Below are 20,577 nucleotides of genomic sequence, written 5' to 3'. Positions count from 1 at the left end.
CGCCCGGGCCGTTGCGTTGGGTCGTCGCAGGTGGGGCGGAGGTAACGGTTCGGGCGCGAGGTGCACACGGGTCGGGGCACGTTCACCCCTCGGGTGTGTTTTGCGCCTCCCCGCGGGTAAGGGGTGGCGGTTGTCCATCAGAACCGAGGAGCGCCACAAGTGCTACTGGCAGAGGAAGCCACCGTCGACAGCCTGACCGAGGCCGTCGGTGTCTTCAACGACGACTACTTCTGGCTGTGGCTGATCATCCCCCTTCTGGCGGTCGTCAGCCTCTACATCACGATCCGCACGGGCGGCGTGCAGTTCCGGATGATCCCGGAGATGTTCCGCGTCCTGAAGAGCAAGCCCGAGATCGCGCCGGACGGCAAGAAGGCCGTCTCCTCGCTGCAGGCGTTCATGATCTCGGCGGCCGCGCGGATCGGCACCGGAAACATCATCGGTGTCTCGATCGCGATCTCCCTGGGCGGGCCGGGCGCCGTCTTCTGGATGTGGGTCATGGCCGTCGTGGTGTGCGGCGCCAGTTTCGTTGAGTCCACGCTGGCCCAGCTCTACAAGGTCCGCCATCCCATGGGTTACCGGGGCGGTCCCGCGTACTACATCGAGAAGGGGCTCGGGCAGCGCTGGTTGGCGGTGGTCTTCGCGGTCATCCTGATCATCACGTTCCCGATGGTCTTCAACGCGGTGCAGAGCAACACCATCAGCGGCGCCATCGCCAACTCAGCCGACCACGCGGGCCTCGACGCGAGCGGCAACACGGTCTTCGCGGCCGTGGTGGGTGTGGGGCTCGTGATTCTCACGGGCCTGGTGATCTTCGGCGGTGTGCGCCGGATCGCGCACACGGCCCAGGCGCTCATCCCGTTCTTCGCCGGCCTGTACGTGGTCATCGGCCTGCTGCTGATGGTGATGAACTGGCGCGAGGTGCCGGGCATGTTCGCCCTCATCATCGAGCACGCCTTCGGGTTCCAGGAGTTCGCCGGTGCCGCGCTCGGTGTGGTCATCATCCAGGGTGTGCGCCGCGGCATGTTCTCCAACGAGGCCGGCCTGGGTTCGGCGCCCAACGCCGCCGCGAGCGCCTCGGTGACGCACCCCGCAAAGCAGGGCCTGGTGCAGACCCTGGGCGTCTACCTGGACACCCTGGTCATCTGCTCGATCACGGCCTTCATCATCCTGCTCGGCCAGCGCGACGCCATCGGGGACGGCGAGCTGCAGGGCGACCTGACACAGTTCGCGCTCACCGCGCAGCTGGGCCCGTGGGCGCTGCACCTGATGACGTTCATCATCGCCCTGGTGGCCTTCACCTCGGTGTTGGGCAACTACTACTACGGCGAGTCCAACATCGAGTACCTGTCCACGAACGAGCGTGTGCTGTTCGTGTACAAGTGCGTGTTCCTCGCGGCGACCTTCCTCGGATCGCTGGGCGAGATCGCGCTGATCTGGTCCCTGGCCGACACGACGATGGGCATGATGGCGCTGGTCAACCTCATCGCGATCACACCACTGACGGTGATCGCCTGCCGTCTGCTCAAGGACTACAACGACCAGCGGCGTCAGGGGCTCGACCCGGTCTTCACGCGGGACCGCCTGCCCGACGTGCGCGGGATCGAGTGCTGGGAGCCGAAGGAACCCAGCCGGAGCGAGAGCGAGCGGTCGTCGGCCTGACCCGATCCGTACAGCTCGCACACGTGGGGCCGGTCCCGTTCGGGGCCGGCCCCACGGCGTTCGGGCGGCATTTTCACCGGATCACTCTGACCCCAAAAGCGAAAAAGGCCAACGCGAGGTCATGTTTCGGGCATGCGTGTTCTTTCGGTCACGACTGAACAGCGCTAGTGTTCTGGGTCACAGTTGTGGCGGCCAGTCGTGCGTCTCGGTGAGGAGCCAGATGTCCATCGTCTCGATCGAGCCCGCCACCGCCGAGCGGTGGCAGGACCTCGAGGACCTGTTCGGACCGACCGGAGCCTACGGGCACTGCTGGTGCACGTTCTTCCGGAGGCGGGCCAAGGACCACACGGCCAGTACCAACTGCGACCGGTCGGTGCGCGGGGTGGACAACAAGGCCGAGTTGCGCCGGCTCACCCTCGAGGGCCGGGTGCCCGGGCTGCTCGCCTACGACGAGGAGGGCCCCTGCGGCTGGGTGTCGGTCGCCCCGCGCGAGGACTACATCCGGCTGTCGCGCTCGCGTTCCCTGCGCCCGGCCGACCCGGCCGAACCCGGGGTGTGGTCGCTCGTGTGCTTCTGGCTGCCGCCTCGCCGCCGGCGCCGGGGTGCCGGAACCCGACTGCTGGACGGGGCCATCGAGTACGCGCGGGCCGAGGGCGCCCGGGTCCTGGAGGCCTATCCCGTCGACACCGCGGGCGGGCGGGCGCCCAGTGCCGAGGTCTACACGGGCACGGTGGAGATGTTCCGCCGCGCCGGCTTCAGCCTGGCCCAGCACCACGCGAGCGAGCGCACGGTGGCCAGGCTGGAGCTCAAGGAGGGCTGACACGCGAGTCGGTCCCGGGGAGCCGGGGCCGGCGTCGCCGGGTGGCCTGGACCCACACCCCTCGTGGGAACGGGGGGAGGGTATCTGTCGGAAGGGGTCGCGGGCCGCATCGAGCGGTCCGCGACCCCGTTCGTGTGTCCGGGGCCTGGCTGCGGGGCCCGCGTGCGTATGGCCTGCGCATGGGGTGCGGTGTGGGGCTTCTTTACCCCCCTGGGGTAGTCTGACGTGGCCGTCGGCGTTCGAACACGGGGTGCGGGGGCTTGACTCGTAGATACCCTAGGGGGGTATAGTTCCGGGTGTTGGAGGAAACCCTTCGCACACCACCCACAGGAGGCGACATGGCCACCACGACCACCGCTGTCTACACCGTCGACGGGATGAGCTGCGGGCACTGCGTCAACTCCGTGACCGAGGAGGTCACCGAGGTCGCCGGGGTCACCGACGTCGCCGTCGACCTGGAGGCCAAGAAGGTCACGGTCACCAGCGAGGGCACCGTCGACGACGCCGCCGTGCGCGCCGCCATCGACGAGGCCGGATACGAGGTACGGGACTGACATGCGTGTGACCACGAAGCTCGGGCTCTACGCCCTGGGCCTCGTGGCCGTGTTCGGTGCGATGTTCGGGGTCGGCTCACTGGTCGGCCCCGTGCTCCCGGAGAACGCTCCGGAGCACTCGGTGGAACAGGGCCACGACGACCCGGCCGACACGGGCCACGACGACACCGACGGCGACGGCCACGAAGGGGGGACACGGTGAGCACCCAGCCCCTGCACGGCGCCCCCGCGTCCGTCGAACTCGACATCGGCGGGATGACCTGCGCCGCGTGCGCCAACCGTGTCGAGAAGCGGCTCAACAAGATGGACGGCGTCACCGCCACCGTCAACTTCGCGACCGAGAAGGCACGGGTGTCCGTCGAGGACGGGGCCGCCGCCGTCGAGGACCTCGTCGCCCAGATCGAGAAGGCCGGTTACTCCGCCGCCCCGCCCGCGCCCGAACCCGAGGACACCGCGGAGGCACCCGCGGCCGACGACCCCGTGCGCGCGCTGCGCACCCGTGCGGTCGTCTCCCTCCTGCTCGCCGCGCCCGTCATCGCCATGGCGATGGTCCCGGCCCTGCAGTTCACCTACTGGCAGTGGGCCTCGCTCACGCTCACCGCACCCGTGGTGGTGTGGGGGGCGCTGCCCTTCCACGTCGCCGCGTGGAAGAACCTCAAGCTCGGCACCGCGACCATGGACACGCTCGTCTCGCTCGGCGTGAGCGCGGCGTTCCTGTGGTCGCTCTACGCCCTCTTCCTCGGCACCGCCGGGGAACCGGGGATGACGCACCCCTTCGAGCTCACCATCGCCCGCTCCGACGGCAGCGCCAACATCTACCTGGAGGTGGCCGCGGGTGTCACCGCGTTCATCCTCCTCGGCAAGTTCTTCGAGGCGCGCTCCAAGCGGCAGGCCGGGGCGGCGCTGCGTTCCCTCATGGAACTCGGCGCCAAGGAGGTCACCGCCCTGCGCGACGGCCGCGAGGTCCTCGTCCCCGTGGGCGAGCTCGCCGCCGGCGACCTGTTCGTGGTCCGGCCCGGCGAGAAGGTCGCCACCGACGGCACCGTCGAGGAGGGCAGCTCCGCCGTCGACATGAGCATGCTCACCGGCGAGTCGGCGCCGGTCGAGGTCGAACCCGGCAGCGCCGTGGTCGGTGCGACCGTCAACGCCGGCGGACGCCTGGTCGTGCGCGCCACCCGCGTCGGTTCGGACACCCAGCTCGCGCAGATGGCCCGCCTGGTCGAGGAGGCCCAGAACGGCAAGGCCGCCGTGCAGCGCCTCGCCGACCGCATCTCCGGGGTCTTCGTGCCCGTGGCGATCATGGTCGCCGTCGGCGCGCTCGGTTTCTGGCTCGGCACCGGCGACCCCGTGACCGCCGCGTTCACCGCCGCCGTCGCCGTGCTCATCATCGCCTGCCCCTGCGCGCTCGGGCTGGCCACCCCGATGGCGCTCATGATCGGGACCGGCCGCGGCGCCCAGCTCGGCATCCTCATCAAGGGCCCCGAGGTGCTGGAGTCCACCCGGCGCGTGGACACCGTCGTGCTCGACAAGACCGGCACCGTCACCACCGGCAAGATGGCCCTGGACGGGGTCGTCGCGGCCGAGGGCACCGACGAGGAGGAGCTCCTGCGCCTGGCCGGTGCCCTGGAGAACGCCTCCGAGCACCCCATCGCCCGCGCCATCGCCTCCGGCGCCCTGGTACGCACCGGCGACCTGCCCACCCCGGAGGGCTTCGCCAACGTCGAGGGCCTCGGTGTGCAGGGGACCGTCGAGGGCCGCGCGGTCCTCGTCGGGCGCCGCGCGCTGCTGGAGGAGTGGTCGCAGCCGCTGCCGCCCGAGCTCGAGTCCGCGATGGCCCGGGCCGAGAACGAGGGCCGCACCGCCGTGGCCGTCGGTTGGGACGGCCGGGCCCGCGGGGTGCTCGTGGTCGCCGACGCGGTCAAGCCGACCAGCGCCGAGGCCGTGCGCCGGTTCCGCGAGCTCGGCCTCACCCCGATCCTGCTCACCGGCGACAACACGACGGTCGCCCGCACCGTCGCCGCCGAGGTCGGGATCGAGGAGGTGATCGCCGAGGTCCTGCCCAAGGACAAGGTCGACGTGGTCCGCCGCCTGCAGGACGAGGGCCGCGCCGTGGCCATGGTCGGCGACGGGGTCAACGACGCCGCCGCCCTCGCCCAGGCCGACCTCGGGCTGTCCATGGGCACCGGAACGGACGTGGCGATCGAGGCCAGTGACCTGACCCTGGTCCGCGGCGACCTGCGCGCCGCCGCCGACGCCGTGCGGCTCTCGCGCCGGACGCTGTCCACGATCAAGGGCAACCTGTTCTGGGCCTTCGCCTACAACACCTCGGCGATCCCGCTCGCCGCCGCCGGCCTGCTCAACCCGATGCTCGCCGGTGCGGCGATGGCGCTCTCGAGCGTGTTCGTGGTGACCAACAGCCAGCGGCTGCGCCGGTTCCGCCCGATGGCCGACGACACCGCCTGACCCGCCCGGTCTGCGGCGCCCGACCGGCCCCGCCGACCGGCCGAACGCGCCCGGGTGTGCCTCACGCGCACCCGGGCGCACATGTGTACGCGGGCATGAGCTGCGCCGACGCAAGAAGGCGGAACCCTTGCTGTTGCGGCGATGCGGAGGACCGCTAGGGTATTCGCGGATCACACCCCGCCCGGCGACGGACGGACCCGCGACCGACCTCTGCCCCCCACCCCTTTAAGGCGCCCGTGTCATCTGGATGCCCGTACGCGAAGCTGTACCAGGACGAGCCGCACCCCGATCCGTACGCGCTCTACGACAAGATGCGCGCGGAGCACGGGCCCGTCGTCCCCGTGGAGATCGAGCCGGGGGTCCGGGGCTGGCTCATCACCGACTACAGCACGTTCCTGAGCTGGTGCCGTGACACGAACACGTTCAGCCACGACCCCCATCTGTGGAAGGACTACACGCGGGGCCTGATCGACGAATCGGCGGCCGTGGTCCCCATGATGGCGCCGCGTCCCAACGCGCTCTTCAACGACGGGGCCGAGCACCAGCGCTACCGCCGGGCGATCGTGGACAGTTTCGGGACGGTGAGCGAGCAGCGCCTGGCGTCGGTCACCCGCGAGGTCGCCGACTCCCTCATCGACACCTTCTGCGAGCGGGGCCAGGCCGATCTCCTCAACGAGTTCGCGCGCCTGCTGCCGCTGCTGGTCATGAACGTCGTCTTCGGCATGGACGAGCAGCGCGCCCTCGCCTTCGCCAAGGCCAGCCGCGACCTGTGGACGGGCGTTGACGCCGAACGGGCCAACGCCGAGGCCGAACGCGCACTGTCCGAGACGGTGAGCGAGAAGCACCGCAACCCGGGGGACGACGTCACCACCCGGCTCGTGCAGCACCGGGCGGCCCTGACCGACGAGGAGGTCATCCACCAGATGCTCCTCATGGTCACCGCGGCCAACGAACCCACCGCGAACCTCATCAACTCCACGCTGCGGGCCGCCCTCTCCGAGGAGGGACACGGACCGGACCTCTACCGCACCGACGCCGAGCTCGGCCAGCTCGTCGACCGCGTGCTGTGGCAGGACCCGCCGATCACCAACTACCCCGCCATGTACCCCCGGGTGGACATCCCCGTCGGCGGAGGCCGCACGATCGAGGCCGGTACGCCCGTGCTGCTCGGTTTCGCCGCCGCCAACCACTTCTTCGCCCGGGAGAACGCGGACCGCATCGCCGAGTCCGCCAACCGTGCCCACGTCGCCTGGGGTGCCGGCCCGCACCGCTGCCCCGCCCGCGACCAGGCCGTCACCATCACCACCGCGGCGGTCCGGGCCGTGCTCAGCCGGCTCTCCGACCTTCGGCTCGCCGTCCCCCAGGAGGAGCTGCGGTGGAACCTGACCGGTCTGTCCTGGGTTCCGGTCGCCCTCCCCACGTCGTTCACCCCACAGAACCCGCTGCCCCGCGCAACAGTGGAAGGAAACCATTGGAGCCCGTCCGCATCGCCCCGGGAAACCTCCGAGCCCAATCGGCCCACCTCCGGGAGATCGCCCCTGTCGTCCCTGTCGTCCTTCCTGGGGAAGTTGCTGCGTGGGTCGTGACCACGCACGCGGGTGTCACCGAGGCCATCGGCGACACCCGGATCCAGAAGAACCGCAAGCACTGGCGGGCCTTCAACGCCGGTGAGATCCCGGCGGACTGGCCGATGATGTCGTGGATCGTCAACGAGAACATGCTCTCGCAGGACGGCGACACCCACACCCGGCTGCGCAAGCTGATCTCCAAGGCGTTCACCCCCCGGCGTGTGGAGCACATGCGCGGGGACATCGTCGCCATCGTCGACCGCCTCCTGAACGAGCTCCAGAGCGAGGCCGCGAAGAGCAAGGACGGGGTCGTCGACTTCAAGGAGCTCGTCGCGATGCCGCTGCCGCTGACCGTGATCAGCGAGCTGTTCGGCCTCAAGCCCGAGCTGCGCGGCGAGATGCACGACCTCGTCAGCATGTTCTTCGACCAGTCGACCAGCCCCGAGCAGGCGATGAACTCCTTCAGCCGCCTGTGGGAGGTCCTGACCGAGCTGGTCGCCGAGAAGCGCGAGAACCCCGGCGACGACCTCACCAGCGACCTCATCGCCTCCCGCGACGACCAGGACCGGCTCACCGAGAGCGAGCTGATCTGGACCCTGGTGCTCTTCATCAGCGCCGGTTACGAGACCACGATGAACCTCATCCCCAACGTGGTGCGCGCGCTCATCCAGCACCCGGACCAGCTGCAGCTGCTGCTGGACGGCGAGGTCGAGTGGGGCAAGGCCACCGAGGAGGTGCTGCGCTGGGACCCGCCGGCGGAGTACGTCCCGATGCGTTACACCACCGAGGACATGGAGCTGGCGGGGGTGTCGATCCCCAAGGGCGAGGCGCTGCTCATGGGTTACGGGTCCAGCGGCCACGACGAGGACCGCCACGGCCCGGACGCGACGGTCTTCGACATCAAGCGGGAGGACTCCTCGCACCTGAGCTTCTCCCACGGGCGCCACTACTGCATCGGCGCGAACCTGGCGCGCATGGAGGTCAACGAGCTCGTGCCCCGCCTCTTCGAGCGTTTCCCGAAGATCCGGATCGCGGTGGACGACGCCGACCTCGAGCCGATGCCGTCGATCATCGTCTCCGGGGTGAAGGAGCTCCCGGTGCGCGTGGACTGACGTGTGCGACGGGCGGTGACACGCCCGGACGCGGGGCCCCGCCGCGAGGTCCGTCCCCAGGACGGGCCCGGCGGGGCTCTCGCACGTCACGGGGGGATTGTCGGGATCCGTCCGTCGTGTGACGAGAAACCGGCCGACTCGTGGCAACCCCGAGCCCCGTGCGGGCGCCCTAGTCTGTGAGTGTTCTCCGTCCGGGCCCGGTCCGGCCGGAGTGGTGCCCCCTCGACCCCGTTCCCGCCCCTCCCCCCGCAGAGGATCTCACGCGAGCATGAACAGTTCGGAAGCCGACCCCGGCCGTGTCCTGGTCAACCGCTACCGTCTCGACGACGTCATCGGCACCGGTGGAATGGGCCGTGTCTGGCGGGGGACCGACACCCTCCTGGACCGCCCCGTCGCGATCAAGGAACTCACCACGCCCCCGGGCCTGCCCGACCACGAGGTGGAGGTCCTGCGCACCCGGATGATCCGGGAGGCCCGCAGCGCCGCGCAGCTCAGCCACCCCGCGATCATCACGGTCTTCGACGTGGCCGACGAGGACGGCCGCCCGTGGATCGTCATGGAGCTGGTGGAGGGCCCGTCGCTCGGCACGCTGCTTCAGGACGAGGGAACCCTGTCCGTGCTCCGGGCCGCCGAGATCGGCGAGCAGATGGCCGCCGGGCTCGCCGAGGCGCACCGTCGCGGCATCGTGCACCGCGACATCAAGCCGGGGAACGTGCTCATCGCCGGCGACCACCGCGCCGTGCTCACCGACTTCGGCATCGCCCACCTGGACGGTTCCACGCACCTGACCAGTACGGGCCTGCTCATCGGTTCGCCGAGCTACCTGGCACCGGAGGTCGCCCACGGCCGCTCGGCCACCGCCGCCTCCGACGTGTGGGCGCTCGGTGTGACCCTGTACCAGGCGGTCGAGGGCACGCTCCCCTTCGAGCGGCCCACCCCGATGTCGACGCTCACGGCGATCGTCACGCAGGACCTCCCCGAGCCCACGCGCGCCGGCGCGCTCGCGCCGCTGCTGGCCGACCTGTGCGCCAAGGAGCCCGGGGACCGCCCGTCCGTCGACCGCGTGCGCGCCCGCCTGCGGGAGATCCGCGAGAGCGCCGGGTCCGCCTCGACGACCGCGACCGCCGTGGCACCGGCCCCGGTTCCGGCCCCCGAACCCACCCCGGCGGCCCAGGAACCGGCACCGGCCGCGCCCGCCGCACAGCACGCCGCGGCCCCGGCCGGGGGCGGCGGACGGCGTTCCAACCGCACCCGCAACCTCGTCATCGCCGCGGTCGCCTTCGTGGTGCTCGCCGCCGGCGCCACGACCTCGGCGCTGGTGAGCATGAACCGCGACGACAACAGCCAGCTCGTCGGCGACAGCGAGCAGGCCGGTGTGGCGGAGGAGGCCTCCGAGGAACCGTCCGAACCCCAGGAGGAGCCCGAGGACGAGGCCTCCGAACCCGACGAGGCGTCCGACGGGGACGACGGGGGCCGCGAGGACGAGGACGACGACTCCGACGACGAGGAGTGGGACTTCCTCGAGCGCCACGAGGACGAGAGCGGCTTCTCCGTCGACGTGCCCGAGGACTGGGACATCGAACGCGACGGCCACATGGTGCGCTTCGAGAACCCCGACGGCGGATACCTCATGGTCGACCAGACCGACGACCCCAACGACGACGCCGGCGACGACTGGCGCGACCTCGAACCCGCCGCGAGCGGCAACTTCCCCGGGTACTCGCTCATCGGGATCGAGGACGTCGACGCCGATTGGACCGACGACTACGACAGCGCCGCCGACTGGGAGTTCACCTTCTCTGGGGACAGCGGCGACCGGCACGCCATCAACCGCGGCTTCCACACGTCGGAGAAGGGGTACGCGCTGTTCCTGGTGAGCCCGGAGGACCCCGAGGTCAACCACCGGCTCCTCGACCGCATCTCGGAGTCGTTCGAACCGGCCTGACCCGGGGGCAGGCCCGGCCCCGGGTCAGGGGGAGTCGCCGTCGAGCAGCTGGGCGTCGTGCACCAGCAGCGCCACCTGCACCCGGTTGTTGAGCTGCAGCTTCGTGAGGATGCTCGAGACGTGCGTCTTGACCGTCGGCACGCTCAGGAACAGCCGGTCGGCGATGTCGGCGTTGGAACGTCCCTCGCCCACCGCGACGGCGACCTCCAGCTCCCGCTCGTTGAGCCCTTCCAGACGGCGCTTGGCCCGCTCGGCGCGCTCGTCGTGGCCCGCGTGCGCGACCCGGTCCATGAGCCGGCGAGTGACCTCGGGCGACAGCACCGGCATGCCGCGGGCGACCCGGCGCACCGACTCCACGATCTCCTCGGGCGGGGTGTCCTTGAGCAGGAACCCGGCCGCGCCCGCACGCAGGGCGCGCAGGACGTGCTCGTCGGCGTCGAAGGTGGTCAGCACGAGCACCTCCGGGGGATCCGGCAGGGCCCGCAGGCGTTCGGTCGCGGTGAGCCCGTCGACCCCGGGCATGCGGATGTCCATCAGCACCACGTCCGGGGCGTGCTCGCGCACCAGGTCAACGACCTGCCCGCCGTCCTCGGCCTCGGCGGCCACCCGTACGTCGGGGGCGCCGCCCATCATCATCACCAGGCCCACCCGGACCAGGGCGTCGTCGTCGACGATCATCACGCCGATCCGCGCGTCCCCGCGCTCGGTCTCGCTCATGTCGGCCACGGTAGCCACGCGCGCAGGCGCCAGCCACCGTCCGCGGTCGGGCCGTGCTCCAGGCGGCCGGAGGCGAGGGAGACCCGTTCGGCCAGTCCCACGAGCCCCTGGCCCGAGCCGGCCGGGTGGCTCTCCTCGGCGCCGGGGTCGGGGGAGGGGCCGTTGGCCACTTCGACCCGCAGCTCACCGCCGGGCTCACCGGAGACCCGCACCCTGGTGTCGGAGCCCGGAGCGTGCTTGCGCACGTTGGTCAGCGCCTCCTGCACGATGCGGTACGCGGCGCGGCCCGTGCGTTCGGGCACGGAACCCTCGTAGTCCTCCGACAGCTCCACGCTCGCCCCGACGTGGTCGGCCTCCGCGACGAGCTGGCGCAGGTCGGCCATGGTGGGCTGGGGCAGCTCGCCGACCGGGGCGCGCAGCACGCCGATGACCTCGCGCAGGTCCTGCAGGGCCTGGTGTGCGCTCTCCCGGATCACCTGGGCGGAGCGGCGCACCTCGTCCTCGGAGGCGTCCGGGCGGTACTCCAGCGCCCCGGCGTGCACGCTGAGCATCGACAGCCGGTGGCCGAGCACGTCGTGGATCTCCCTGGCGATGGACTCCCTGACCTGGTGCTGGACACGTTCGGCGCGCAACCGGGCCTCGCCCTCGGCGTGCACGGCGCGCTCGCGCAGGGAGTCGACGAGCTCGCGCCGGTGCCGGACGGATATGCCCCACCCGGTGAGCGCGGCCATCATCGCCACGCTCAGCAGGAACATCACCAGGTCGGGCGCGTTCTGGTCCGGGTGGATGCTGATGTTGGCCCAGGCCGCGAGCACGCCCACCCCGAAGACCGGGAGGCTGGTCCGCGGCGGCCGGTGCACGGCGAGGGAGAACAGCGCCACCAGCATGGCCCCGCCCACCATGACGAAGACCGCCGACGCCGCCATCAGCACACCCGCGACCTGCAGGGGCCACCGGCGGCGCCACCAGAGGGCGGCGCACCCGGCCACGAGCACGGCCAGCTCCACGGTCACCGCGACGGTCGAGTTCGGCGGCGGGGTCGGTTCGTGCGGGGGATCCACGAGGGCGGTCAGGCCGAAGAGGAAGGCGAGCACGACCATCGCGACGTCCACGATCCAGTCGCGTACGCTGCGCCGCCGGGGGCCGGGTGTCTCGTCCATCGCCCCGGAGTCTAGGTGCGCGCCTGGCCCGGGAAAGCCCCTGCGCACGGACCCGATACCGAAGTCGGGACGCTCCCTACTTCGGTCGCCCCCGAGCCCCGCGCGCACCGCCGGAGGTCGCCCGCGCGACGTCCCGGGGGCCGATGCGCACACCCGGGTGGCGACGTGACTCTGGGGGGATGCGCAACGTACTCCAGGGACTGGGCGCCTACCTCGCCGTCGCGGGCGTCAGCGGCGCCGTCGACCACCTGTGGACCCAACCCGTGCTCGGCCTGTTCCTCAACTGGTTCAACCGGTCAGGGCCTGTTTGGTGGGCGCCTTCCGTCGCTTCGACCAACTACTGCGCCGAAGGCGTCCGTTGAGGGTTGGTGGCGGGCGACGGGTGGGCGTATCCAGTGGTGCTATCGCAAGGCCGAAGAAGGAGTCGGCCTGGATGTGCCGTTGACTGATGAGAACGCAGCGAGAGTGCCGCTGGGGCGTCGCGCAGCAGGTAACGGGTGTCCGCCAAGCAGGCCCTGGTCCCGCACGTGGAGGTGCTCGCCGAGAACGCCGTGGCGGCCAACCTGGGCCTGGCCGCCCTCGGCGCCGCCGTGTTCACCACCGCGACGGTGGCGCTGCGGCGCTGAGAACCGGCCCCGTGTGGGCGGTTCACGGCCGGGCCGTGCCGCGGCGTCGGTACCGTGAGTCCCATGAGTGTCTTGGTCACCGGACCCACGGGAATGGTCGGGCGACGCGTCCTGACCGAACTGCGCCGGCGCGGCATCACCGCCGCGGGCGCCTCACGTACGTCCGAGGTGCGCCTGGACTGGACCGACACCTCCGACTGGGACCAGCTTCTCGAAGGTGTCGAGAGCGTCTTCGTGGTCACCCCCATCGGGCGTTCCCTCGGCAACCGGGTCGCCGGTTTCCTCGAGAAGGCCGCGGAGAGGGGCGTCGAGAAGGCCGTCGTGATGTCGTCGATGGGCAGCGAGCACGCCCCTTCCGACTCCGACCAGCGTGTGGCCGAGGAACGCGCTCGCAAGGTCTTCGACAAGTGGACCGTCCTGCGCCCCAACTGGCTGAACCAGGACTTCACCGAGGGCACCTTCGCCGCCCTGGCGCGCTCGCGCAACGGACGCCTCGAACTGCCGGTCAAGAAACACACCGCCGTGAGCTTCGTCGACGCCCGGGACGTCGCGAACACCGCCGTGGCCGCGCTCGTCGGCGACCACGCCGGGCGCGAGTACACCCTCACCGGCCCCGAACCCGTCACGTTCAAGCAGTTCGTGCGTATGACCAAGGGAACCGACAGCCCCGTGTGGCGCTTCAAGAAGGTCGACGAGGCCGGGTTCTACTTCCGGGGCCGCAACCGCGGTTGGGGCGACCGCTACATCGACACCCTCAACGAACGCTTCTCCGCCGCCGTGGCCGGACGCGCGGCCGAGGTGACCGAGGACGTGCGCAGCGCGCTGGGCCGGGACCCGATCCCGGTCGCCAAGTTCGTGCGCGAGGAGACCGCCTGACCCCCTGAGCACACGGAAGGACCCCCGGGCGGGCGATGTCCCGGGGGTCCTCCGGTATGTCCCTGAGAACGGGGCGGCTGCGGGGCCGCGGCCTACTTGAGCAGCTGGCGGGCCATGACCATGCGCTGGATCTGGTTGGTGCCCTCGTAGATCTGCGTGATCTTGGCGTCGCGCATCATGCGCTCGACCGGGAAGTCCTTCACGTAACCGGCGCCGCCCAGCAGCTGCACGGCGTCGGTGGTGATCTCCATGGCCGCGTCGGAGGCGTAGCACTTGGCGGCCGCACCGTAGAAGGGCAGGTCGTCGTCGAAGCGCTCGGACTTCGCGGCGGCCGTGTAGACCATCTGCCGGGCGGTCTCGAGCTTCATCGCCATGTCGGCGAGCATGAACTGCACACCCTGGAAGTCGGCGATCGACTTGCCGAACTGCTTGCGCTCCTTGACGTACTCCACGGCGTGGTCGAGCGCGCCCTGGGCGATGCCGACGGCCTGCGCACCGATGGTGACGCGGGTGTGGTCGAGGGTGCGCAGTGCGATCTTGAGGCCCTCGCCGGGGGCGCCGACGATGCGGTCGCCGGGCACGCGCACGTCGTCGAAGAACAGCTCACGGGTCGGGGAGCCCTTGATGCCCAGCTTGCGCTCGGGCTCGCCCAGGGTGAAGCCGGCGTCGTCGGCGTGCAGCACGAACGCGGAGATGTTGCTGCCGCGCTTGCCGTCGGGGTCGGTGACGGCCAGCACGGTGTAGTACTCGCTGACGCCGGCGTTGGTGATCCACGACTTCTGGCCGTTGAGGATCCAGTCGTCGCCGTCGGCCACGGCCTGGGTGCGCATCGCCGCGGTGTCGGAACCGGCCTCGCGCTCGGACAGGCCGTAGGAGAACATCGCCTCGCCACTGGCGACCTTCGGCAGGTAACGCTGCTTGATGTCCTCGGAGCCGCCCAGGATCACGGGCATGGTGCCGAGCTTGTTGACGGCCGGGATGAGCGAGGAGGAACCGCAGACCCGGGCGACCTCCTCGATGACGATGCAGGTGGCCAGCGCGTCGGCGCCCACACCGTCGTACTGCTCCCCGATGTGGGGCGCGTGGAAGTCGGTGGCCACGAGCGCCTCGAGGGCCTCCTGCGGGAAGCGGCTCTTGTCGTCGACCTCGGCGGCGTGCGGAGCGATCTTGTCCTCGGCCACAGCGCGCACCGCCTCGCGCAGCTCCTCGTGTTCCTCCGTCGTCCTGAACAGATCGAAGTCGCTCATCAGGTTCTCCTCCGTCTGGCACCGCGTGCCCAACACTGGCATTCAGTGCCAGGATAGAAGGTAGGTGCGGGGAAGTACACCGGTGGGGCACAGCTACCCTCGGTCGGTGGAAACGGAGGTGGCCGTGGCGCAGGCGCGGGTGAGCACACGGGAGGTCGTCCTCGCGGCGGTCGGCCTCTTCACCGAGTACGGGTTCGAACGCACGACGATGGACGGCATCGCGGCCGCCACGGGGGTGAGCCGCCGCAGCCTGTTCCGCCGGTTCGGTTCGAAGGAGGACATCCTCTTCGCCGAGCACGACGAGCTCTTCGCGACGGTCGTGGGATACCTCGACGCGTCCCCGGACGACCCGCTCACCGCGGTGCGTTCGGCCGCGCGCATGGTCTTCCAGGGGTACGTGCGCGATCCCGAGATCACCCTGCCCCGGTACCGCCTGGTGCGCGCGCACCCGCGGCTGCGCGACCGCGAGGTGGCGATGACCGCCCGCTACCAGTCGGCGTTCAGCCACTACCTCACCGAACGCGCCGGGTCCGCGTTCTCCCTGGCCTCGGGCGTGGTCGCCGCGTCCGTCATCGCCGCGCACAACCACGTGCTGCGCTCCTGGCTGCGAGGGTCCGGCGAGGACGAGGAGACGGTGTGGGTGCGCTTCGACGAGGCGATGGCCTACGTCAGCACCGCCGCGCGTCCCCTGCTCGACCCCCAGGGCGGACCCGAACCCGATCGGGTCCTGGTCGCCGTCTACCCCAGCGGTGCCGGCAACGACGAGGTGCTGCGCCGGATCGGTGCGGCCCTCGAACCAGGCGGTTCCTGACCCCGATCGCCCGCTTTCGCCGATGGTCGGGCGGGTTCGTCGTCGCACGTAGGCTGGACGGGGCCGAAAACCGACAGCGACACGAGCGGGACGGGCGAACGGCGATGAGCGTGGACACGGCGGATGCGCCGCGGCAGGGTTCCGGCGCGGCACAGGAGGCCGCCAGGCGGCGCACCTTTGCGGTGATCTCCCACCCCGACGCCGGTAAGTCGACCCTGACCGAGGCGCTCGCGCTGCACTCCCAGGCGATCTCGTCCGCCGGCGCGGTGCACGGCAAGGGCGACCGCCGCGGCGTCACCTCCGACTGGATGGCCATGGAGCAGGACCGCGGCATCTCCATCACCTCGGCCGCCCTGCGCATCGACTACGAGGGCCGTGTCCTCAACCTCCTGGACACCCCGGGCCACGCCGACTTCTCCGAGGACACCTACCGCGTGCTCTCGGCGGTCGACTGCGCGATCATGCTGCTGGACTCGGCCAAGGGCCTGGAGCCGCAGACCCTCAAGCTCTTCGACGTGTGCCGCGCCCGCAAGATGCCGGTCATCACGTTCGTCAACAAGTGGGACCGCCCCGGCCGCGAGCCCCTGGAGCTCCTCGACGAGATCGAGCAGCGCATCGGCCTGCGCCCGACCCCGCTCAACTGGCCGGTGGGTATCGCCGGCGACTTCCGCGGCCTCATCGACCGCCGCTCCGACGGGCAGTACACGAAGCTGACCCGTACCCCGGGCGGGGCGAAGAAGGCGCTCGAGGAGCCCATGTCGGCCGAGGAGGCCGCCGAGACCGAGCAGGAGGCCTGGACCCAGTCGCAGGAGGAGATCGAGCTGCTGGAAGCGCTCGGTGCAGACTTCGACGTCGAGTCCTTCCTGGCGGGGGAGTCCTCGCCGGTGCTGTTCGGCGCCGCGCTCTCCAACTTCGGCGTGGGCCAGCTCCTCGAGGCGGTCGTGAACCTGGCCCCGGCGCCCGCGGCCAAGGAGGACGTCGAGGGCAAGCCCCGCGAGGTCGGCAAGCCCTTCTCCGGCCAGGTCTTCAAGATGCAGGCCAACATGGACAAGAACCACCGCGACCGCATGGCGTTCGTGCGCGTCAGCTCGGGCCGGTTCGAGCGCGGCATGGTGCTCACCCACGCGGAGACGGGGCGCCCGTTCGCGACCAAGTACACCCAGGCGGTCTTCGGTTCCGACCGGACCACCATCGAGGAGGCCTTCCCCGGTGACGTGATCGCCCTGGTCAACGCGCAGGCGCTGTCGGTCGGCGACACCCTCTACGACGGTCCGAAGGTCGTGTTCCCGCCGATCCCGAGCTTCGCCCCGGAACACTTCGCGGTCGCGCGTGCGGTCGACGCCGGCAAGTACAAGCAGTTCCAGCGGGGGATCGCCCAGCTGGACGCCGAGGGTGTGGTCCAGGTGCTGACCTCGGACGTGCGCGGTGAGCAGGCGCCGGTGCTTGCGGCGGTGGGGCCGCTCCAGTTCGACGTGGTGCGCCACCGCATGGCCGAGGAGTTCCGCTCGCCGATCGAGGCCTCGCCGCTGGAGTACTCGGTGGCGCGGCGCACGGACGAGGACTCCGCGCCCGGCCTGCACTCGCTCTCCGGCGCGGAGGTGCTGCGGCGCCGTTCCGACGGGGAACTCCTGGTGCTGGTCAACAACAAGTGGCGCCTGCGGGTCATCGAGCGCGACCACCCGGAACTCTTCATGGAGGCGCTGCTCGCGGGCGGCGTCGAGGAGAACGCGTAGCGCGTGGCCCGGGGATCTTGCTACTGGAGCCGGTTTCGGCGCTGAACCCGGCGCTGGTAGCAAGATCCCCGCAAGTTGGCCCCGTTCGTTCTCGCACGTCGGCGGCGCTTTCTCACCCGAACGGAAATATTCACCGTGTGCGATGCCGGCGGCACGGCATTGTTTCCCGGTCCCATTGGCCTAGACCTGTGTGAACCCCCGTTCCGGGAGCACGCCCGGAGCACACGCCGGCCCCTCTCAGCGCGGTCCCGGCCGGGCGGCCGCGGTACCCGTGGCGTGCGCAGAGGCCAAGATCACCGACCGGAGACCACCCCGCCTCAGCGCCCGTGATCAGCGCGAAGGTACTCTGTGAAGAGGCCGCTAGGGCACGATCGGCGGCGCGGTCGTTCCGATGGACGTTCCGGTTTGTCCCTATCTGTGAAGGGGCATGGGAAGCGGACGCGGAGCACCGTGCGACGAGGTGCTCAGGGGACCCAACTGGAGACCGATGGCGACGCCGGGTGATCCCCGGTGCCGTACGTGGTGTCTCAGGGCGATCACGGAAGTTAACACGATGCGGCAAAGTCTGTAGATCTTCACCGGACGGTAATTCTGAGCGGTCGCATGTGTGTGTTGCATGTCACCTGTTCCTGAATCGGTGAAACTTATATGATTTTGCTTAACGGTCGTTTAACAAAACAGAACAATAACGAGTGAATCAAAAGAACGTGGAGGCTGACCGCCCCGCGTCCCACGGACCTCACGGATCCCCCGCCTGGAAAGGTTGACCTCGGGCATGAGCGATGACGAGAAAGAGCGCACGGTGGAGCTCCACTACGAGGGCGGCACGCTGACACTTCCGGTGTTCACCGGCACCGAGGGCGAGCGCACCATCGAGCTGAAGACCCTGCTGGGGTCCACGGGTATGACCACCCTCGACCCGGGGTTCGGCAACACGGCCTCCTGTAGCTCGAAGATCACCTACATCGACGGCGCCGCCGGGATCCTGCGCTACCGCGGGTACCCCATCCAGGACCTGGCCGTCGGCAGCAGCTTCCTCGAGGTCGCCTACCTGGTGATCTACGGCGAGCTGCCCGAGCCCGGCCAGCTCAAGGAGTTCTCCGACAAGCTGCGCGAGAACGCCGACATCCCCGACGACATGGGCACGTTCATCGACGCGATGCCCCGCAACGGGCACCCGATGTCGCTGGTCGCCAGCGCGGTCAACACCCTGGCCGCCTACTACGACGACAGCGTCGACCCGGACGACGAGAACCAGGTCGAGCTCGCCACGATCCGGCTGATGGCCAAGCTGCCGACGATCGCGGCCCGCATCTACCGCAACTCCATCGGCGAGCAGCCGATCGCGCCGGACCCCTCGCTCGACTACGTCGAGAACTTCACCCGCATGACCTTCGGCGACGCGCGTCCCGACGGTGAGCTGGGCGAACTCTTCGGCAAGGCCGTCGACCTGCTGCTGATCCTGCACGCCGACCACGAGCTCAACTGCTCCACCGCCACCGTGCGGGTCGTCGGCTCCTCGCAGGCCGACATCTTCGCGAGCATCGCCTCCGGCGTGAACGCGCTCTCCGGCCCGTCGCACGGCGGCGCCAACCAGGCCGTCCTGGAGATGCTGGACGAGATCCGCGACTCGGGTGTCAGCATCGAGGACTTCCTGGAGCGCGTGAAGAACCGCGAGGTCCGCCTCATGGGCTTCGGGCACCGGGTCTACAAGAACTTCGACCCGCGCAGCAAGGAGATCAAGGGTCTGGCCACCCAGATCCTCGACCGGGACGACAACCCGGACGAGCTGTTCGAGCTCGCGCTCAAGCTCGAGGCCGCCGCGCTCGCCGACTCCTACTTCACCGAGCGCAAGCTCTACCCGAACGTCGACTTCTACACCGGCGTCATCTACCGGGCCATGGGCTTCCCGACCAACATGTTCACCGTGCTCTTCGCCCTGGGCCGCCTGCCCGGGTGGATCGCGCACTACCGCGAGCAGCTGCACGACCCGGCCTTCCGGATCGCGCGCCCGCGCCAGCACTACATCGGTGCGAACGAGCGCCGCTACCCCGGCCAGGGCTAGCAGCAGCCCGTTCCCCGGGTCTCGGAGCCCGGGCGAACACCACACGCCCGTCCGCGCCACCCGCCGGCCCCCGAGGCCGACCGGTGGCGGGGGCGGGCGTTCGTGTGTCCGGCCCCGGCCACAGCCCCCGTTTTCCCGGCATTTTGCGAGCGAGGAGTCGTCGGAGGGCGGCATTGCGGGAAGTGCCAGGGTGCGGCCCCGCCCGTGCGGGGCCCCTCGCCGAGGAGGGAGGCTGCGATGGTCGGGTACGCATTGCCCGAGGGACTGCTCGGGTACCTGAGTCGCAACTGGTGGCTGGTGGTCCTTCGGGGTGTGGCCGCCGTACTGTTCGGACTCCTGGCCCTGGTGTGGCCGGGGCTCACCCTGGTCGCCCTGGCCGTGATCTTCGGTGTCTACGCGCTCGTGGACGCCGGTGCGGTCGGCTACACCGCCTACCGGGCCGAGAGAGGGACCCGCGCTCCTCTGGTCGTGCAGGCGGTCCTGACGCTCGTCATGGGTCTGATCGCGCTGCTGTGGCCGCTGGCCGCGGTGATCGCGCTCGTGTTCATCATCGGTGCGTGGGCGATCGTCACCGGCATCGGCGAGATCGTCACCGCGATCCGGTTGCGTGCCCAGATCAGCTCGGAGTGGCTGCTGATCTTCGTCGGCGCGCTCTCGGTCATCTTCGGTCTGCTGCTGTGGTTCTGGCCGCTGCAGGGCGCCGAGGCGATCGTGTTCGTCATCGGGATCTACGCGATCATCTTCGGTGTCGTGCTCGCCGTGGCCGGGTTCCGGCTGCGCAGCGCCCAGGGCCTGTTCGACTGGGGCGAGGAGGGCGAGGAGGACGCCGGCCCGGACGAGGGTGCCGAGTACGGCGCCGGTGCCGCGGGGGCCGAACCCGAGTACGTGTCGGGGGAGGACCCGGAGCCCGTGCCCGAGGAGGAGTTCCGGGCCGGCGGGGGCCCCGGGTACGGTGAGGACCTGCTCGACCCGGACGCCGGAGGGGCCGCGCCCACCGAGACCTTCGAACCCGGGGAACGCTTCGAGCACCCGCGCCGCCCGGGCGACGAAGCGCCCGAGAGCCCCGGCGCGACCCGTGCTTTCTCCACCGGACCGGTCGGCGACGAGGAGCCCGAGGACGAGGGTGCGCAGGCCCCGGAGGACGGGGACGAGCGTCCGCGCCGCGGCGGCCGGCACCGCGCACCCAAGCACGACGACTAGGGCTTGTTCGGTGGACGCCTT

At 70.5% G+C, this 20,577-nt stretch carries 18 protein-coding genes; 15 read left to right on the top strand and 3 right to left on the bottom strand.

All coding sequences use genetic code 11. The annotated features are described in order from the left end of the window. Positions 1–159: 159 nt before the first annotated feature. From IDM40_RS04780 to IDM40_RS04745, 8 genes are all read left to right on the top strand, one after another. A complete protein-coding gene (locus IDM40_RS04780) occupies positions 160–1,659 on the top strand; it encodes an alanine/glycine:cation symporter family protein (protein WP_193120658.1) in 1,500 nt (499 codons plus the stop codon). A gap of 220 nt (positions 1,660–1,879) precedes the next feature. Next, positions 1,880–2,479 carry a GNAT family N-acetyltransferase gene (locus IDM40_RS04775; RefSeq protein ID WP_193120657.1) on the top strand — a complete coding sequence of 200 codons (600 nt, stop codon included), beginning with the start codon at positions 1,880–1,882 and terminating at the stop codon, positions 2,477–2,479. Positions 2,480–2,817: 338 nt separating this feature from the next. Further along, complete coding sequence (locus IDM40_RS04770) at positions 2,818–3,033, top strand: heavy-metal-associated domain-containing protein (protein WP_193120656.1); 216 nt, start codon at positions 2,818–2,820, stop codon at positions 3,031–3,033. Between the two features lies 1 nt (position 3,034). Continuing rightward, positions 3,035–3,235, top strand: a complete 201-nt coding sequence (locus IDM40_RS04765) for a hypothetical protein (RefSeq protein ID WP_193120655.1) — start codon at positions 3,035–3,037, stop codon at positions 3,233–3,235. After that, entirely contained in the window at positions 3,232–5,496 is a 2,265-nt protein-coding gene (locus IDM40_RS04760) for a heavy metal translocating P-type ATPase (protein WP_328806939.1), read from the top strand. Before IDM40_RS04765 ends, IDM40_RS04760 begins: the two co-directional genes overlap by 4 nt. A 311-nt stretch (positions 5,497–5,807) precedes the next feature. Then, positions 5,808–7,082 (top strand): cytochrome P450, encoded by a 1,275-nt coding sequence (locus tag IDM40_RS04755; protein ID WP_193120741.1) that lies wholly within the window; start codon positions 5,808–5,810, stop codon positions 7,080–7,082. Next, complete coding sequence (locus IDM40_RS04750) at positions 7,079–8,176, top strand: cytochrome P450 family protein (RefSeq protein ID WP_193120654.1); 1,098 nt, start codon at positions 7,079–7,081, stop codon at positions 8,174–8,176. Before IDM40_RS04755 ends, IDM40_RS04750 begins: the two co-directional genes overlap by 4 nt. Before the next feature lie 268 nt (positions 8,177–8,444). Further along, positions 8,445–10,121 carry a serine/threonine-protein kinase gene (locus tag IDM40_RS04745; protein ID WP_193120653.1) on the top strand — a complete coding sequence of 559 codons (1,677 nt, stop codon included), beginning with the start codon at positions 8,445–8,447 and terminating at the stop codon, positions 10,119–10,121. 24 nt (positions 10,122–10,145) lie between these two features. Here IDM40_RS04745 and IDM40_RS04740 read toward each other — a convergent pair whose 3' ends face one another. Then, positions 10,146–10,838 carry a response regulator transcription factor gene (locus IDM40_RS04740; RefSeq protein ID WP_193120652.1) on the bottom strand — a complete coding sequence of 231 codons (693 nt, stop codon included), beginning with the start codon at positions 10,836–10,838 and terminating at the stop codon, positions 10,146–10,148. Then, entirely contained in the window at positions 10,835–11,998 is a 1,164-nt protein-coding gene (locus IDM40_RS04735; RefSeq protein ID WP_193120651.1) for a sensor histidine kinase, read from the bottom strand. The genes IDM40_RS04740 and IDM40_RS04735 overlap by 4 nt, the downstream gene beginning before the upstream one ends. 179 nt (positions 11,999–12,177) lie before the next feature. Here IDM40_RS04735 and IDM40_RS04730 point away from each other — a divergent pair, with 179 nt between their 5' ends. The 3 genes from IDM40_RS04730 (at position 12,178) to IDM40_RS04725 (ending at position 13,500) form a co-directional block, all read left to right on the top strand. Beyond that, on the top strand, positions 12,178–12,360 hold the full coding sequence (locus tag IDM40_RS04730) for a hypothetical protein (protein ID WP_193120750.1): 183 nt from the start codon (positions 12,178–12,180) through the stop codon (positions 12,358–12,360). A 135-nt stretch (positions 12,361–12,495) separates the two neighbouring features. Further along, positions 12,496–12,624: a hypothetical protein gene (locus tag IDM40_RS28565; protein ID WP_268959301.1), complete on the top strand. Its 129-nt coding sequence runs from the start codon at positions 12,496–12,498 to the stop codon at positions 12,622–12,624. A gap of 63 nt (positions 12,625–12,687) precedes the next feature. Further along, positions 12,688–13,500 carry an NAD(P)H-binding protein gene (locus IDM40_RS04725; protein ID WP_193120650.1) on the top strand — a complete coding sequence of 271 codons (813 nt, stop codon included), beginning with the start codon at positions 12,688–12,690 and terminating at the stop codon, positions 13,498–13,500. Between the two features lie 92 nt (positions 13,501–13,592). On the opposite strand, the gene IDM40_RS04720 is transcribed toward IDM40_RS04725, so the two are convergent. Further along, positions 13,593–14,747 carry an acyl-CoA dehydrogenase family protein gene (locus tag IDM40_RS04720; protein ID WP_193120649.1) on the bottom strand — a complete coding sequence of 385 codons (1,155 nt, stop codon included), beginning with the start codon at positions 14,745–14,747 and terminating at the stop codon, positions 13,593–13,595. Between the two features lie 106 nt (positions 14,748–14,853). Here IDM40_RS04720 and IDM40_RS04715 point away from each other — a divergent pair, with 106 nt between their 5' ends. The 4 genes from IDM40_RS04715 (at position 14,854) to IDM40_RS04700 (ending at position 20,556) form a co-directional block, all read left to right on the top strand. Then, positions 14,854–15,558 (top strand): TetR/AcrR family transcriptional regulator, encoded by a 705-nt coding sequence (locus IDM40_RS04715; protein WP_328806938.1) that lies wholly within the window; start codon positions 14,854–14,856, stop codon positions 15,556–15,558. Positions 15,559–15,662: 104 nt separating this feature from the next. Continuing rightward, positions 15,663–17,291, top strand: coding sequence for a peptide chain release factor 3 (locus tag IDM40_RS04710; protein WP_193120648.1), 1,629 nt, complete (start codon positions 15,663–15,665; stop codon positions 17,289–17,291). 775 nt (positions 17,292–18,066) lie between these two features. Next, a complete protein-coding gene (locus tag IDM40_RS04705; RefSeq protein WP_193120647.1) occupies positions 18,067–19,356 on the top strand; it encodes a citrate synthase in 1,290 nt (429 codons plus the stop codon). 237 nt (positions 19,357–19,593) lie between these two features. Continuing rightward, positions 19,594–20,556, top strand: a complete 963-nt coding sequence (locus IDM40_RS04700) for an HdeD family acid-resistance protein (protein ID WP_193120646.1) — start codon at positions 19,594–19,596, stop codon at positions 20,554–20,556. Positions 20,557–20,577 lie beyond the last annotated feature (21 nt).

The organism is Nocardiopsis coralli (assembly GCF_014892575.1).
Classification (GTDB): Bacteria; Actinomycetota; Actinomycetes; order Streptosporangiales; family Streptosporangiaceae; genus Nocardiopsis; species Nocardiopsis coralli.
This window is presented reverse-complemented; position numbering and strand designations above follow the sequence as displayed.